This window comes from Streptomyces venetus, assembly GCF_039540295.1.
Lineage (GTDB): Bacteria > Actinomycetota > Actinomycetes > Streptomycetales > Streptomycetaceae > Streptomyces > Streptomyces venetus.
Map to the genome: position 1 here is coordinate 174,024 of NZ_BAABET010000002.1, position 15,278 is coordinate 189,301.

Sequence of the window (15,278 nt, forward strand, 5' to 3'; positions counted from 1 at the left end):
CCGGCGAGGTGCCGGAAGGGCTGGGCTGCTCCGTCTAGCCCCGTTGACCGGCCTCGATGGCCCCCTGCACCTCCGCGACCCGCTCCCGCTCCTCGACCGCGAAGCGCTCGGCATCGAGCCGCTCGGCGATCTCCTCGTCCTCGGACATCAGCAGGTCCAGGTCGGAGTCGCCCATCTCCAGGACGCCCATGTCGACGTAGGCCTGCTGGAGCCGTTTCCCCCACAGGCCGATGTCCTTGACGCAGGGCACGATGCGGCTGAAGAGGAGCTTGCGGAAGAGGGCGAGGAACTCGGACTGCTCGCTGTACGCCTCGGCCTCGGCCCTGGGGATACCGAAGTTCTCCAGCACCTCGACCCCGCGCAGCCGGTCGCGCATCAGATAGCAGCCCTCGATCACGAACTCCTCGCGCTCACGCAGCTCGGCGTCGGTGAGCTGCCGGTAGTAGTCCCTGAGCGCCATCCGCCCGAAGGCCACGTGCCGGGCCTCGTCCTGCATGACGTAGGCGAGGATCTGCTTCGGCAGCGGCTTGTCGGTCGTGTCCCGGATCATCCCGAAGGCGGCAAGGGCCAGCCCCTCGATCAGCACCTGCATCCCGAGGTACGGCATGTCCCAGCGCGAGTCGCGCAGCGTGTCACCGAGCAGGGCCTGGAGGTTGTCGTTGATCGGGTACAGCAGCCCGATCTTCTCGTGCAGGAAACGGCCGTAGATCTCGGCGTGCCGGGCCTCGTCCATCGTCTGGGTCGCCGAGTAGAACTTGGCGTCCAGGTCGGGGACCGACTCCACGATCCGGGCGGCGCAGATCATCGCGCCCTGCTCACCGTGCAGGAACTGGCTGAACTGCCAGGAGGCGTAGTGCCGGCGCAGTTCGCCCTTGTCCCGCTCCGTCATCTTCGCCCAGTGCCGGGTGCCGTAGAGCGACATGGCCTCGTCCGGGGTCCCCAGCGGATCGTACGGATCGACCTCCAGCTCCCAGTCGATCCGCTTCTGGCCGTCCCATTGCTTGTCCTTGCCCTTCTGGTAGAGGGCCAGGAGGCGGTCACGGCCGTCGTCGTACTCCCAGTTGAAACGGGCCGCGCCGGTCGCCGGCACCTGCCATACGGGCTCTTCCGGATCCTTGGAGTACAGCTCGAAGGTCGGCATGTCCCGCAGATTCACACGTGGTAGACGCCGAGTCAACAAGTAGCGCGCGAGGGATTGACGAGCTTGCTGACAGGCAGTCTCATAAGGAGGGACGGTGACGTGTGCACAACGAGGTGGGCAGCCATGACGACCCTGACGGAAGCCGACGCGCTCGACGGCCTGCGCGATGCCCTGGGCCTGCTCAAGGACCGGGAGCAGGTGGCCCAGCGGCTGCTCGACTCCTCCGCCAAGCATTCCTTCGACCCGGACGAGGAGCTGGACTGGGACGCGCCCTTCGAGGAGGGCAAGTGGTTCTGGCCGCCGGAGCTGGTGTCCCTCTACGACACTCCGCTCTGGAAACGCATGAGCGAGGAACAGCGGATCCTGCTCTCCCAGCACGAGGCGGCGGCGCTGGCCTCGCTCGGCATCTGGTTCGAGATCATCCTCATGCAGCTGCTGGTCCGTCACATCTACGACAAGGCGGCGACGAGCGCGCACGTGCGCTACGCGCTGACCGAGATCGAGGACGAGTGCCGGCACTCCAAGATGTTCGCCCGGCTGATCTCCCACGGCGGTACGCCGTGGTACCCGGTGAGCCGGGTGCACCAGCACCTCGGCCGCCTCTTCAAGACGATCTCGACCACCCCGGGGTCCTTCACGGCCACGCTGCTCGGGGAGGAGGTGCTGGACTGGATGCAGCGCCTGACGTTCCCCGACGAGCGGGTCCAGACGCTCATCCGCGGCGTCACCCGCATCCACGTCGTGGAGGAGGCCCGCCACGTGCGCTACGCCCGTGAGGAACTGCGCCGCCAGATGGTGACGGCACCCAAGTGGTCCCAGGAGTTCACGCGGATCACCTCCGGGGAGTTCGCCCGGGTCTTCTCGGTGGCGTTCGTGAACCCCGAGGTGTACACGAACGTGGGGCTGGACAGGCGGGAGGCTCTCGCGCAGGTGCGGGCGAGTGGGCATCGGCGTGAGGTGATGCAGACGGGGTCGAAGCGGTTGACGGACTTCCTGGACGACATCGGGGTGCTGAGGGGGGTGGGGCGGCGGTTGTGGAAGTCGTCCGGGTTGCTGGGGTAGGACTGCGTCGGGCTCGGCCGGGGTCCTGTGCTGTCCCGTTCAGGGTGCTCGGCGTCGGTGCTGGGGCCGGGGGGTTGCGCAACCCGGCGCTGCGAGGTGCCGCCGCGCCCACCCTCCCCCATCGCCCCAGCGGCACGACTGCCCGCAGCACCGGTGCGAGGTGCTCGGCGTCGGTGCCCGGGGCGGGGCGTTGCGCAACTCGGCGGAGCGAGGTGCCGCTGCGCCCGCCCGTGCCGCCCCTAGCGGCACGCATGCCCGCAGCTGGGGCGGATGCGCCCGCAGCCGCCGACGCGCGCGAGGGGCCGTGTCGGGGGGTGTTCGCCCGCAGTGGGCGGCGCGTGTGACGCCAGTCAGCCGGTAGGTGACCTGGTCGCGCCGTTCCGAGGACGGACACCCCCCGGCGCGGCCCCGACCCACCCCCGGCCCCAGGCGGTCGGCGGCCGGTTACGCTGCCGGACATGACCCCCACCGCCCCCACCCCCGCCTACCGGCGCCTCAGCGTCGAGGAGCGTCGTAGTCAGCTGCTCAACGCCGCGCTGTCGCTCTTCGCGCACCGGGCGCCGGAAGACGTGTCCCTGGACGACGTGGCGGAGGCGGCCGGGGTGTCGCGGCCGTTGGTGTACCGGTACTTCCCGGGCGGCAAACAGCAGCTGTACGAGGCCGCCCTCAGGTCCGCCGCCGACGAACTGCGGCACTGCTTCGACGAACCCCGCGAGGGCCCGCGCCTCCCCCGCCTCTCCCGCGCCCTCGACCGCTACCTCACCTTCGTCGACGAGCACGACGCCGGCTTCAGCGCCCTCCTCCAGGGTGGCAGCGTCGTCGAGACATCACGCACCACCGCCACCGTCGACGGCGTACGCCGCGCCGCCGCCGAGCACATCTTCCAGCACCTCGACGTCACCGAGCCCGGCCCCCGCCTGCGCATGACCGTCCGGATGTGGATCACCGCCGTAGAGGCCTCGTCGCTCATCTGGCTCGACGAGGACAAGGAGCCGCCTGCCGCCGACCTGCGCGACTGGCTGGTCGAGCAGTTCGTGGCCATGCTGAGCGTGACCGCCCGCCGCGACCCGCAGACCGACGCCCTGGTCCGGGCCCTCGCCGAGGATGTCTGACACTGGTCCCGTGAAGAGCGAAGACACCCCCTTCGAGGGCGGCCCCATGGACGGCAGGGTCCTGCCCGTCCTGCTCGGCGTCACCGGCCACCCGCCGAAGACGTACCGCATCCCCGTCCCGGACCCCGACGGCGGCCCGCCGACCGTGCTGGTCTACCGCCGCGTGCCCCGGGAGGAGGGCAGGGTCCGCATGACCCAGCGCTGGAAGTACGAGTACGCCCCCGAGGGCGTCCCGCCCCGGCGACTGAACTGGCCCTGGTCGAAGCCAGACGCCACGCCGCCCGGCAAGCCGGACGACGCCGACGGGTGACCTCGTTGCGCCGAACCGCGCACACTCGGCGCGCGCACCGCTCGCACACCCCTGATCCTCACGATGTCCGGTGGCAAAGGGCCACCCCCACATCGGAGGTGATGGGATGTCAGGAAAACGCACACGTCTGGCTCTGGCCTGCATCGCGGCGACGGCAGCCGGAGCCGCCCTCGCACCCGTACCCGCCACAGCTCTTCCCGAGCCCAGCCCCGGCCCCGGCCCAGACACGGCCGCCGTCGCCCTAGCACCGGACCCGGCGCCCGTCGCCGTGGCACCGGACCCGGCCTCCGTCGCCCGCCTCCTGACAGACCTTCAGAAGGTCTACCGCGAGGCGGAGAAGGCCACCGAGGCCTACAACACCACCGAGGACAGGCTGAAGAAGCAGCGCGCCGAGACCGACCGCCTGGACCGCGCCCTCGCCCGCGCCCGGCTCTCCCTGCACGACAGCCGCCGAGCGGCCGGCCGGCTGGCCCGGCAGCAGTACCAGGGCAGCACCGACCTCTCCCCGTACCTACGGCTGCTCCTGGCCCGCGACCCCCAGCGCGCGATCGACCAGGGGCATGTGATCGGCCGGCTCGCGCAGGAGCGGGCGGACACCGTCGGCCGGCTGACCGTCGACGAGTACAAGGCCCACGACCTGGCCCGCAAGGCCCGCACGGCCCTCGACCAGCAGCTCGCCCTCACCGAACGGCGGAAGAAGGAACGGGACGCGGTCCACGCCCGCCTGCGGGACGTCGAGGAACTGCTGGCCTCCCTCAACCGGGACCAGCTCCTCGCGCTCGCCGCGTTCGAGAGGAACGGGATCAGGAAGGCGCAGGAGGAGTTCATGGCGTCCGGCGCGCTCAGCGGCGCGCGCCCCCCGACGGTCGGGGGCGGCCGGGCCCTGCGCTACGCCGTGCGGCAGATCGGCAAGCCGTACGAGTGGGGCGCGGAGGGTCCGAAGTCGTACGACTGCTCGGGGCTGACCTCGCAGGCCTGGGCGGACGCCGGGACGCCCGTCCCCCGGACCAGCCAGGAGCAGTGGAAACAACTGCAACGGATCCCGCTGACCGACCTGCGTCCGGGAGACCTGGTCGTGTACTTCCCGGAGGCCACGCACGTGGCGCTGTACCTCGGCAACGGCATGGTCGTACAGGCGCCCCGGCCGGGTGCGACGGTGAAGGTGTCACCAATCGCGGCCAACCCGGTCCTGGGCGCGGTGCGCCCCGACCCGGACGGGAAGCCCCTGCGGCGGTTCGAGCCGCCGGAGCTCCCCGAGGGCGCCACGGACGGGTCGGACGAGGGATACGCGGGGGGCTGGGGCTACGCGGCGCCCGCGCCGGACACCTCGGCCAGGTAGGCCTGCGTCTTCGCCGGGTCGTAGAAGAAGTTCTCGAAGTCGGCCGGGTTGTCGAAGCCGTTGGCGAACCGGTCGGCGACCGGCTGGAGCTCACCCGCGGCGCCGATGAGGTTCAGGATGTGCTCCGGCGGCGGCGCGAGCATCGCGTTGGTCCACTTGGTGACGTGCTGGGCGGTGTTCCAGTAGCGGTCGAAGGTGGCCCGCATCCACTCCTCGTCGAACGGCTTGTCGCCGTGCTCGACGATCGAGGAGAGGTACGCGGCGGCGCACTTGGAGGCCGAGTTGGAGCCCTGCCCGGTGATCGGGTCGTTCGCCACGACGACGTCCGCCACGCCCAGCACGAGACCGCCGCTGGGGAGGCGGCCGATCGGGTTGCGGACGGTGGGGGCGTAGCGGCCGGCCAGGGTGCCGCCCGCGTCGGTCAGTTCGACCTTGGTGGCCCGCGCGTACTCCCAGGGGACGTACCGCTCCATGAGTTCCAGGGTCAGGGAGAGGTGCTCCGCCGGGTCCTTGACGCCGTTGAAGGCGTCGAGCGGGCCGCCGGGTATGCCCTCCCAGAACAGGATGTCGGCACGGCCGGAGGTGGTCAGGCACGGCATGACGAACAGCTCGCCGACGCCCGGCACCAGGTTGCAGCGGACCGCCTCGGTGTCCGGGTGCTCGGGGCGCGGGCCGAGACCGTGGACGTACGACACGGCCAGCGCGCGCTGCGGCTCGCTGTAAGGGGAGCGCTCGGCGTCGCGGCCGAACATCTGGACCAGCTCGCCCTTGCCGGCCGAGACGAGGACCAGGTCGTAGGTGCGGGAGAAGTAGTCGAGGTCGCCGACGGCCGCGCCGTGGATGACGAGCTGCCCGCCGCGCTGCGCGAACGTCTCCATCCAGCCGGCCATCTTCACCCGCTGGTCGATGGACTGCGCGTACCCGTCCAGCCGGCCCAGCCAGTCGATCGCACGTGCCGCGGGGCCTTCGGCCCAGGAGCCGGGTGCGGCGACCGAGACGCCGAGTCCTTCGATCTTCGGGGCCTGGGACTCCCAGAAGTTGAGCTGGAGATCGCGCTCGTGCTGCAGGGCCGTGTGGAACATGCACTGCGTCGACATGACCCGGCCGGTGCGGATCTCGTCCGCCGTCCGGTTGGACATGAGGGTGACCTCGTATCCCTGGGACTGGAGGCCGAGAGCTATCTGGAGCCCGGACTGACCGGCTCCGACGACGAGTATCTTCCGCATGCGGGGCTTTCCTCTACTCGGGGGTTTCGTCGAGCGCGTGGCCCACGAGGGCCAGGAGGGCCTCGATCACGGAGATCCGGCGACGCGCGTCCATGATCATGACAGGTATGTGTCGCGGGATGGTCAGCGCCTCCCGTACGTCCTCCGCCTCGAACATCTCGCTGCCGTCGAAATGGTTGACCGCGACGACGTACGGCAGCCCGGAACTCTCGAAGTAGTCCAGTACCGGGAAGCTGTCCTTCAGACGGCGCGTGTCGGCCATGACGACGGCGCCGATCGCGCCGCGCACGATGTCGTCCCACATGAACCAGAACCGCTGCTGGCCCGGCGTGCCGAACAGGTAGAGCACCAGGTCGTCGTCGAGCGTGATGCGCCCGAAGTCCATGGCCACGGTGGTGGTGGACTTGCCCGGCGTGGCGGTGAGGTCGTCGGTGGCCTCGCTCGCCTCGGTCATCAGCGCCTCGGTCTGCAGAGGCGTGATCTCCGAGACGGCGCTGACCAACGTGGTCTTGCCCACGCCGAAACCGCCCGCCACCACGATCTTCGTGGCGATGGGAGCGCGGGTGCGGTCCGTCTGCCAGGCGTGCATGCTCTCGTCGGGCTGGACGGACGGGGATGTACCAGTGACGCCGTGAGCGGCGTCAGAGACGACGGAGTCCACTCAGCACCCTTTCCAGCAGAGCTCGGTCCGGGCGGCCGGTGCCATGGCCGGTGCCCGTTCCGTACACACGGATCTTTCCCTGGTCGGCGAGGTCGCTGAGGAGCACGCGGACCACGCCGAGCGGCATCTTCAGCAGCGCGGCGATCTCGGCCACCGTACGCATCCGGCGGCACAGTTCGACGATGGCCTGGAGTTCCGGCATCACGCGGGTGGAGAGGGAACCGTTGGTCAGTTCCTTGCGCTCCTCCGGGGCCTCCAGCGCGGCCGTGCTCGCCACGAACGTCTCCACCAGGAGGACGTGGCCGAAGCGGGTCCGGCCGCCGGTGAGCGAGTAGGGGCGGACCCGGGCGGGTTTGCGGTCACCCCCGCGGACCGGGAGATGATGCTTGGGCGTACTGCTCATCGGGCCCTCCCCGTCGTCGTCTGGGAATCCTCCAGGGATTTGCGGAGTTCGCTGCGGAGCTCCGGCGTCAGAACGTGGCCGGCGCGGCCCACGAACAGGGCCATGTGGTAGGCCACCACGCTCATGTCGCAGTCCGCGGAACCGTGGACGCCGAGCAGCGAGCCGTCGCTGATGGACATCACGAACAGGCTGCCCTCGTCCATCGCGATCATCGTGTGCCTGACCCCGCCGAAGGCCATCAGCTTGGCGGCGCCGACGGTGAGGCTGCCGATGCCGGAGACGATGGTGGCCAGGTCGGCGGCGGAGCCGCGTGGGCCGGCCCGCCTGGTCCCGCCGGCTTGCAGGGCCTCCCGCGCCTCCTTGTTCCGGTGGTCGTCGGACGACAGCAGGAGCAGTCCGTCGGACGAGACGACCGCGACCGAGAGGATGCCCGGGACCTCCTCGACGAGGTTGGTCAGCAGCCAGTGCAGGTTGCGGGCCTCACTGCTCAGTCCGATCAGTCCGAAGGTACTGGGAGCGGTCAACTGCTTGCCTCCTCGACTGTGCCCCCCGTGGCTTCTTCGGAATCAGCTGGTCCTGATGTGCCGGTGGCCGGCCGCTTGTGCGAGGCCGTCTTCTCGGCGATCTCCGCCTCCACCTCGCGGTAGCCGGCCTGGGCGCCCTGCCGGAAGCCGCCGAGGCGGCGGCGGAGGGCGTCGGCGTCCACGGAGCCGCCGCGCTTGCGCGGTTCGGTGGTGGGGGCGGTGATCTTCGGAGTGCGCTTGGGGAGGCCCTTGTCGGTGACGCGTTCGTGTTCGACGTCGGCCTCCGCCTCGGCTTCGCCTTCGGCGTGGTCGTTCCCACCCGCACCCCCCGTGCGGGTTTCGTGGTCATGTGCGGCCCGGCCGTCGGCGGCCGCGGGGGCGTGGTGGGCCGGGTGCGGCTGCGCCTGCCACGCCGACTCCGTCCCGCCCTGCCGGGCCGGTGCTTCGGACTCGGTCGCCGCCTGCGGCGCCGCGGGCGAGTCGGCCTGCTGCGCCGGGATCAACAGCTCCATCGTGGTCTCGGCGGGCGTCTCCGGCGGGGCGCCCGGGGCTCCGGCTGCCGCGGGGGCCGCCGGGGTGGCCGGTCCGTGTCCCGCCGGGGCGGTCGGGCCGGTTTCTGCCTCGGTGTGCGGCGTTCGCTCTGCCGCCGGTGCCGCCGGTCGTGCCTCGTGCGCGGGTTCCGGATGCCCGACGGCCTCCGTGGCCTCCGCCACGTCCGCGGCCTGCCGGGGCTCGCCGTGCTCGCCGGCCACCCCGGGCGTCGAGAGCCCGGGGAACTCGGTGGTCGCCGCGGAGCCCTCGTGTCCCGCAGGGCCCGGCAGACCCACGGTCCCGGCGAGCCCCTCGCCCTCCACGAACCCCGCAGACGCCGCCGGCCCGGCGGACTCGGCGCTCCCCGCGGAGTCGACGGGTCCCGCCGCCCCTGCGGCCTCCTCCCGCTGTACCGCCTTCTCCGCCAGCGCCACCAGCGGGTCACCGCCGCTCGTGCGGCCGTACAGGACGTTGGAGTTGGCCTCGGCGTCGGCGCCGGGGAGGGAGAAGCTCTGCGTCGTGCTCGAGAGGGGGCCGGACGCCGGGACCGCCGCGGGCGTGGCCGCCGCGAGCAGGGTGCGGGGCAGGACGACGACCGCCGCGACACCACCCTGCTTCTGCTCGCGCAGCTGCACCCGCACACCGTGGCGGTGGGCGAGGCGGGCCACGACGTACAGGCCGAGGCCGAGACCGTCCTCGCCCTCCTGGTCGTAGGGCGCCTCCGGGTCGAAGTCGCCGAAGCGGGCGTTCAGCCGCTCCAGCCGGTCCTCGGTCATGCCGATGCCCTCGTCCTGGACCGAGAGCATGACCTCGCCGTTCTCCAGCAGCCAGCCGGAGATCTCGACGGGCAGGTCGGGCGGGGAGAACGAGGTGGCGTTCTCCAGGAGTTCGGCCAGCAGGTGGGAGAGGTCGTCCGCGGCGAACCCGGCGATGTGCGCGTGCGGCGGCAGCGCGGCGATACGGACCCGCTCGTACCGCTCGATCTCGCTGACCGCGGCGCGGACCACGTCCACCAGCGGCACGGGCCCGGCGGCGTGCTGGACGTGCTCGGTGCCGGCGAGGACCAGGAGGTTCTCGCTGTGCCGGCGCATGACCGTGGCGAAGTGGTCGAGCTTGAACAGGGTGGAGAGGCGGTCCGGGTCCTGCTCGCGCTCCTCCAGGCTCTCGATGACGGCCAGTTGCCGCTCGACGAGTCCGAGGGTGCGCAGCGCGAGGTTGACGAAGGTGCCGCCGATGGCCGTGCGCAGCCGCTCCAGCTGGGCGGCGGACTCGGCGAGTTCGCCGCGCAGTTCCTCGCGCGCGTCGGCCATCTTCTGCCGCTGGCCGACGAGGTGCTTGCGGTCGGACTCCAGCGTGGTGATCCGCTCGGTGAGCCCGGCCGCGTGCGCGTGCAGTGCGTTGACCGAGCGGACGACCTGGGCGAACTCGTCGTTGCGGCCGGTGAACTTCACCGGCTCCTCCGCCACCGGGTCCTCCGCCTCGGCGAGGCGCTTGGAGCCCAGGCGCAGGACCGCGAGGGGACGTGTGAGGCTGCGCGCCATGCCCGTGGCGACGCCGACGGCGAGCAGCATCAGGGCGCCGAGGACGGCGATGCGGATCTCCAGCGCGGTGACGTCGTCGTCGCGCAGCACCTCGAGGTCCTTGGTGCGGCGGTCGTATAGGGCGGACTCCACGCCGCGCATCAGGTCGATCCGGGCGGAGAGGGCCGCGTCCAGCTTCTTGGTGTCGGTGGAGAGGTCGCCACTGGACAGGGTCGGCTGGTCGGTGAGGGTGGCGAGGTACTTGTCGGCGGAGTTGACCTCGGTGCCGGTGACCGTGGAGTCGAACGAGGCGCGGGCCGGCTTGGGCGCGGTGCCGCGGAAGTCGGCCAGGGCCGCGTCGGAGCGCAGCCGGGCCTGCTGGGCGGCGGCGCTCAGGGCGTCGCGCTGGCGGGCGTCGGCGCCGGAGGAGGCGGAGGTCTCGGTCGGCAGGCCGGTGACGGGGTCGATGGCCGTCCCGGTGCTGCGCGGCACGCTCAGGGCGGCGAGCAGCAGCCCCCGGGCCGCGGCGGCCTGCTGCACGGCGGAGTCCAGCTCGGCGAGGGCGTAGCTGCCGGAGCCGGCCCGGGGCGGCGTCTGCTGCGCCAGCTGCTCGGCGAGCCGGTGGAGTTCGGTGATGGCGGTGGAGTACGCCTGGTGCGCTTCGAGGGCGCTGCTCTTTCCGGTGAGCGCCGCTCGGCGCACCGCCGATATCTCTTCCAGGTCGGAGCGGAGCGAGGCGGACGTGTCGGTGTCCGACCGCAGTTCCCCGATCTGCCGGTCCACGCGGGCGCTGCGCTGCTCCGAGGGAGCCTTGGACTTGGGACGGCCGGCCGCGATGTACGAGGTGACGTCGTCGCGTTCGTCGGCGAGGGAGTGCGCGAGGGCGAGGGCGTCCTGCGTCTGCTCCGCGAGCGTCACGAGCTCCTGTGAGTCGTGGAGTTCTCCGGAGGCGGCGACGACCGACGGGGTCCCCGCACCGGCGATGGCCGCGGCCACCACGGCCACGGCGACGATGAGCCGGTTGCGTACATGGGTGGGGCGGCCCTTGCCGGTGGGGGGCGTCGCCTCAGCGCCCTGAACGGGGGCCGTCTGCTTGTCTGTGCGACGAGGCCGCGTCTTCTGCACCGGTGCTCGCATTCCTGACTCGTGAACTCATGGGCCCGGATGACGCTCCGTCAACTGGCGCGTACTCCAGGTACACTTCCCGACCCTCCCAGCGTCGGTGGGCAGCGCACGCGCATCACCTGACCCGCCACCCGAAGGAGTGAACCTCGGAGGAGAGTTGAGGGGCAAGTTCCGCTGGCCCTTGCAGGAGCCTTGTGCGGCAGGCCGGTTGGACGCCGGAGGCAGGCGGTGGCAATATTCGCCGCCACGGCTTCCCGGAACAAAGCATTCCATCCCAAACAGGGCGCCTGACCTGCATTGCCGCACCGATCCTGCGACTATTGCCAGCCTTTTGCGGACCTTGTGAAGGGCTCGTGCAGACTGGCTGGATGCGCACTGAACTCGCCTCGCGGCCCGGAGACGCGGACCGCCCCAACGAGGACTTCGCAAGCGTCGGACTACCGGCCTCCGGACAGGGCGGTTCGGTCGTCGTCCTGGACGGTGTCACGCCACCGAAGGACGGGACGGGCTGTCTGCATTCCGTCCCCTGGTTCACGGCGCGCCTCGGCGGAGCCTTGACCGAACTGACCGTTTCACTCCCGGATGTTCCTCTGGTCGACGCCTTGTCCCGTGCCATCGCGCGTACCGCCGAGGCACATGCCTCAACCTGTGACCTTTCTCACCCCCGCACGCCTCAGGCCACGGTGGTGGTGGCCCGCTGGTCCCCCGAGACGGTGGAGTACCTGGTGCTGTCGGACTCCGTTCTGCTCGTGGAGTCCCCGGACGGCGTGGTGACGCCCCTGCTGGACGACCGGCTGTCCCTGCTGCCCCGCTCCGCTCTGGCCACGGACGCGCTGGTGGACTCCACGGTCCGCAACAAGGAGGGCGGCTTCTTCACGGCGGCGGCCGACCCGTCGGTGTCCCGGCGCGCGGTGACCGGAACCCTCCCGCGCCACGAGGTCCGCGCCCTGGCCGCCCTGACGGACGGCGCCGCGCGCTGGGTGGAGCGCTTCCGGGAGGGCGACTGGACGGCCTGCTTCCACCTCGTCCGCAAGGAGGGACCGCGGGCACTGGTGGACCGCGTCCGGGCGCTGGAACGGGCGGACACCGCGCGGACCTTCCTGGGCCGCAGCAAGACCCACGACGACGCGACGGCGGTGTTCGTCGAGTTCTAGCCACCCGACTTCCCGCCACCCGGCTTCCCGCCGGTCGGCTTCCCGCCGCTCGACTTCCCGCCGGTCGCCGCGGGGGTATTACCTCTCCATGCCCCGGTTGAGCTGGTTCAGCAGCCGGGCCAGTTCCGTGACCTCGCCGGTGTCCCAGTCGGCCAGGCGGCCGGCGTAGCGGGCGCGGCGGGCCTCGCGGACCCGGCGGACCCGGTCGTGACCCTCCTGGGTCAGGGCGACGAGCCAGGCGCGGCCGTCGGCGGGGTCGGGCTCGCGGGCGACCAGGCCGAGGTCCTCCAGGGCGCGCAACTGGCGGGACATCGTGGCCTTGCCGACGCCGATGTAGGCGGCGAGCTCGGTGGCCCGCTGCTTGCCGCACTCGTCCAGCCTGACGAGGAGGCCGTACGCGGACGACTCCAGGTCGGGGTGGACCTCCCGGGCCATCTCGCCCTGGTTGGCCCGGGCCCGCCGCAGCAGCACGGTCAGCTCCCGCTCCAGCGCCAGGAACGCGGCCTGGTCCACACCGCTCCCGGCCAGGCCGGCGACCCGGTCTCCGTCGTCCTTGCCTTCCTCGTGCACGTCAGCCCCTGCCTCGGTTCTCGCCCGCTACCTGGAATTCTCCGCCATCCGCCGCCACCGGCGCAGCTCGGCAAGTATTCCGCAGGGTGCAACGCCCGTGTACACAGGGCCACCACACGGTGAAGGCCCGGGCCTCCCTCACGGGACCCGGGCCTTCCCTCATCCGATGACCTCCGTCACGCGGCCACCGGAACCTCCGGCGTCGCGCCCTCGGTCGCGGGGGCGAGCGCCAGCTCCAGGACCTGGCGGACATCGGTGACGGCGTGGACGTCGAGCTTGTCCAGCACCTCCGCCGGGACGTCGTCCAGGTCGGGTTCGTTGCGCTTGGGGATGATCACGGTGGTGACGCCCGCCCGGTGCGCGGCGAGCAGCTTCTGCTTCACGCCGCCGATCGGCAGGACCCGGCCGGTCAGCGAGACCTCACCGGTCATCGCCACGTCCGTGCGCACCAGGCGGCCGGACAGCAGCGAGGCGAGGGCCGTGGTCATCGTGATGCCGGCGCTGGGGCCGTCCTTGGGGACCGCGCCCGCCGGGAAGTGGATGTGCACACCCCGGTCCTTCAGATCGCCCACCGGCAGTTCGAGCTCGGCGCCGTGGGAGCGCAGGAAGCTCAGCGCGATCTGCGCGGACTCCTTCATCACGTCCCCCAGCTGACCGGTCAGGGTCAGTCCCGCCGCGCCCGTCTCCGGGTCGGCCAGCGACGCCTCCACGTACAGCACGTCACCACCGGCGCCCGTCACCGCGAGGCCCGTCGCCACGCCGGGCACGGACGTCCGCCGCTCGGCCGGGTCCTGGGCGGACTCGGGCACGTGGTGCGGCCGGCCGATCAGGTCGCGCAGATCGCCCTCGGAGACGGTGAACGGCAGCTCCCGCTCACCCAGCTCGTGCTGGGCCGCGACCTTGCGCAGCAGCCTGGCGACGGACCGCTCCAGGTTGCGCACGCCGGCCTCGCGGGTGTACTCGCCGGCGAGCTTGCGCAGGGCGCTCTCGTCGATGGCCACCTCGTCCTCGCCGAGCCCGGCCCGCTCCAGCTGGCGGGGCAGCAGGTGGTCGCGGGCGATGACGACCTTCTCGTCCTCGGTGTAGCCGTCCAGACGGACGATCTCCATGCGGTCCGCCAGGGCCTCCGGGATCGCCTCCAGGACGTTGGCGGTCGCGAGGAAGACCACGTCCGACAGGTCCAGCTCGACCTCCAGGTAGTGGTCCCGGAAGGTGTGGTTCTGCGCCGGGTCGAGCACTTCGAGCAGGGCGGCGGCCGGGTCGCCCCGGAAGTCCGAGCCCACCTTGTCGATCTCGTCGAGCAGCACGACCGGGTTCATCGACCCGGCTTCCTTGATGGCGCGGACGATCCGGCCGGGCAGGGCACCGACGTAGGTGCGCCGGTGGCCGCGGATCTCGGCCTCGTCGCGGACGCCGCCGAGGGCGACGCGGACGAACTTCCGGCCCATCGCGTGGGCGACGGACTCGCCCAGGCTGGTCTTGCCGACGCCGGGCGGCCCGACGAGCGCGAGCACGGCACCGCCGCGCCGCCCGCCGACGATGCCCAGGCCCCGGTCGGTGCGCCGCTTGCGGACCGCCAGGTACTCGGTGATCCGCTCCTTCACGTCCTCCAGGCCGGAGTGCTCGGCGTCGAGGACGGCCTGGGCGCCCTGGATGTCGTACGCGTCCTCGGTGCGCTCGCTCCACGGCATCTCCAGCACCGTGTCGAGCCAGGTGCGGATCCAGGAGCCCTCGGGCGACTGGTCGGAGGACCGCTCCAGCTTGTCGACCTCCTTGAGCGCGGCCTCGCGGACCTTCTCGGGCAGGTCGGCGGCCTCCACACGGGCGCGGTAGTCGTCGGACTCCTCGCCCTCCTGCTCGCCGTTCAGCTCGCGCAACTCCTTGCGGACCGCTTCGAGCTGACGCCGCAGCAGGAATTCGCGCTGCTGCTTGTCGACGCCCTCCTGGACGTCCTTGGCAATGGACTCGGCCACGTCCTGCTCGGCGAGGTGCTCCCGCAGCTGCCGGGTGGCGAGCTTCAGCCGGGCCACCGGGTCGGCGGTCTCGAGCAGTTCGACCTTCTGTTCGGTGGTCAGGAACGGCGAGTAGCCGGAGTTGTCGGCGAGCGCCGAGACGTCGTCGATGGCCTGGACCCGGTCGACGACCTGCCAGGCACCGCGCTTGCGCAGCCAGGCGGTGGCGAGCGCCTTGTATTCCTTGACCAGTTCGGTGACCTGGCCGGGCAGCGGGTCGGGCGCGGTGTCGTCGACGCTGGTGCCCTCGACCCAGAGGGCGGCGCCCGGACCCGTGGTCCCCGCGCCGATGCGCACCCGCCCCCGGCCGCGGATCAGGGCGCCCGGGTCGCCGTCGGCCAAGCGGCCGACCTGCTCGACGGTGCCGAGGACACCGGTGTTCGCGTAGGTCCCGTCGATCCGTGGCACCAGGAGTACCCGGGGCTTCCCGGGCGTTGACCGTGCAGCGGCCTGAGCGGCCTCCACCGCGGCACGGACCTCGTTGTCGCTCAGGTCCAGCGGGACCACCATCCCGGGCAGCACGACCTCGTCGTCGAGCGGCAGCACGGGCAGGGTGAGCGGTGTGGACGTCGAAGCCATGATCTCCCC

13 protein-coding genes are annotated in these 15,278 nt (G+C 71.8%); 5 read left to right on the forward strand and 8 right to left on the reverse strand.

Going from position 1 to position 15,278, the window contains the following annotated elements:
- Positions 1–34 precede the first annotated feature (34 nt).
- On the reverse strand, positions 35–1,141 hold the full coding sequence (locus ABEA82_RS05675) for a ferritin-like domain-containing protein (protein ID WP_345660267.1): 1,107 nt from the start codon (positions 1,139–1,141) through the stop codon (positions 35–37).
- Between the two features lie 123 nt (positions 1,142–1,264).
- Here ABEA82_RS05675 and ABEA82_RS05680 point away from each other — a divergent pair, with 123 nt between their 5' ends.
- From ABEA82_RS05680 to ABEA82_RS05695, 4 genes are all read left to right on the forward strand, one after another.
- Positions 1,265–2,203 carry an AurF N-oxygenase family protein gene (locus ABEA82_RS05680; RefSeq protein ID WP_345660268.1) on the forward strand — a complete coding sequence of 313 codons (939 nt, stop codon included), beginning with the start codon at positions 1,265–1,267 and terminating at the stop codon, positions 2,201–2,203.
- Positions 2,204–2,661: 458 nt separating this feature from the next.
- A complete protein-coding gene (locus ABEA82_RS05685) occupies positions 2,662–3,315 on the forward strand; it encodes a TetR/AcrR family transcriptional regulator (RefSeq protein WP_345660269.1) in 654 nt (217 codons plus the stop codon).
- A gap of 10 nt (positions 3,316–3,325) precedes the next feature.
- Positions 3,326–3,625: a hypothetical protein gene (locus ABEA82_RS05690; RefSeq protein ID WP_345660270.1), complete on the forward strand. Its 300-nt coding sequence runs from the start codon at positions 3,326–3,328 to the stop codon at positions 3,623–3,625.
- A 106-nt stretch (positions 3,626–3,731) separates the two neighbouring features.
- Entirely contained in the window at positions 3,732–4,964 is a 1,233-nt protein-coding gene (locus tag ABEA82_RS05695; RefSeq protein WP_345660271.1) for a C40 family peptidase, read from the forward strand.
- On the opposite strand, the gene ABEA82_RS05700 is transcribed toward ABEA82_RS05695, so the two are convergent.
- The 5 genes from ABEA82_RS05700 to ABEA82_RS05720 are packed head-to-tail and all read right to left on the reverse strand — an operon-like array spanning position 4,928 to position 10,954.
- Positions 4,928–6,190, reverse strand: a complete 1,263-nt coding sequence (locus ABEA82_RS05700) for a styrene monooxygenase/indole monooxygenase family protein (RefSeq protein WP_345660272.1) — start codon at positions 6,188–6,190, stop codon at positions 4,928–4,930. The two genes, ABEA82_RS05695 and ABEA82_RS05700, sit on opposite strands and share 37 nt — an antisense overlap.
- A gap of 13 nt (positions 6,191–6,203) precedes the next feature.
- The gene (locus ABEA82_RS05705; protein ID WP_345660273.1) at positions 6,204–6,851 is read right to left on the reverse strand and encodes a GTP-binding protein; all 648 of its coding nucleotides are present in this window, start codon (positions 6,849–6,851) and stop codon (positions 6,204–6,206) included.
- The gene (locus tag ABEA82_RS05710) at positions 6,832–7,254 is read right to left on the reverse strand and encodes a DUF742 domain-containing protein (protein ID WP_215118556.1); all 423 of its coding nucleotides are present in this window, start codon (positions 7,252–7,254) and stop codon (positions 6,832–6,834) included. The genes ABEA82_RS05705 and ABEA82_RS05710 overlap by 20 nt, the downstream gene beginning before the upstream one ends.
- Complete coding sequence (locus tag ABEA82_RS05715; protein WP_345660274.1) at positions 7,251–7,778, reverse strand: roadblock/LC7 domain-containing protein; 528 nt, start codon at positions 7,776–7,778, stop codon at positions 7,251–7,253. The genes ABEA82_RS05710 and ABEA82_RS05715 overlap by 4 nt, the downstream gene beginning before the upstream one ends.
- The gene (locus tag ABEA82_RS05720) at positions 7,775–10,954 is read right to left on the reverse strand and encodes a nitrate- and nitrite sensing domain-containing protein (protein ID WP_345660275.1); all 3,180 of its coding nucleotides are present in this window, start codon (positions 10,952–10,954) and stop codon (positions 7,775–7,777) included. Before ABEA82_RS05720 ends, ABEA82_RS05715 begins: the two co-directional genes overlap by 4 nt.
- A 368-nt stretch (positions 10,955–11,322) precedes the next feature.
- Between ABEA82_RS05720 and ABEA82_RS05725 the strand changes: the two genes are divergently transcribed.
- Positions 11,323–12,108: a protein phosphatase 2C domain-containing protein gene (locus ABEA82_RS05725; RefSeq protein ID WP_345660276.1), complete on the forward strand. Its 786-nt coding sequence runs from the start codon at positions 11,323–11,325 to the stop codon at positions 12,106–12,108.
- Positions 12,109–12,186: 78 nt separating this feature from the next.
- Here the strand turns inward: ABEA82_RS05725 and ABEA82_RS05730 are convergent, their stop codons facing one another.
- Complete coding sequence (locus ABEA82_RS05730; RefSeq protein ID WP_345660277.1) at positions 12,187–12,678, reverse strand: MarR family winged helix-turn-helix transcriptional regulator; 492 nt, start codon at positions 12,676–12,678, stop codon at positions 12,187–12,189.
- A gap of 176 nt (positions 12,679–12,854) precedes the next feature.
- Positions 12,855–15,269: an endopeptidase La gene (gene lon, locus ABEA82_RS05735; protein WP_345660278.1), complete on the reverse strand. Its 2,415-nt coding sequence runs from the start codon at positions 15,267–15,269 to the stop codon at positions 12,855–12,857.
- Positions 15,270–15,278: the final 9 nt, after the last annotated feature.

Coding starts and splice junctions, on each gene's coding strand:
- ABEA82_RS05675 (WP_345660267.1), bottom strand. CDS start 1,141: ATGCCGACCTTCGAGCTGTACTCCAAGGATCCGGAAGAGCCCGTATGG.
- ABEA82_RS05680 (WP_345660268.1), top strand. CDS start 1,265: ATGACGACCCTGACGGAAGCCGACGCGCTCGACGGCCTGCGCGATGCC.
- ABEA82_RS05685 (WP_345660269.1), top strand. CDS start 2,662: ATGACCCCCACCGCCCCCACCCCCGCCTACCGGCGCCTCAGCGTCGAG.
- ABEA82_RS05695 (WP_345660271.1), top strand. CDS start 3,732: ATGTCAGGAAAACGCACACGTCTGGCTCTGGCCTGCATCGCGGCGACG.
- ABEA82_RS05700 (WP_345660272.1), bottom strand. CDS start 6,190: ATGCGGAAGATACTCGTCGTCGGAGCCGGTCAGTCCGGGCTCCAGATA.
- ABEA82_RS05710 (WP_215118556.1), bottom strand. CDS start 7,254: ATGAGCAGTACGCCCAAGCATCATCTCCCGGTCCGCGGGGGTGACCGC.
- ABEA82_RS05725 (WP_345660276.1), top strand. CDS start 11,323: ATGCGCACTGAACTCGCCTCGCGGCCCGGAGACGCGGACCGCCCCAAC.
- lon (WP_345660278.1), bottom strand. CDS start 15,269: ATGGCTTCGACGTCCACACCGCTCACCCTGCCCGTGCTGCCGCTCGAC.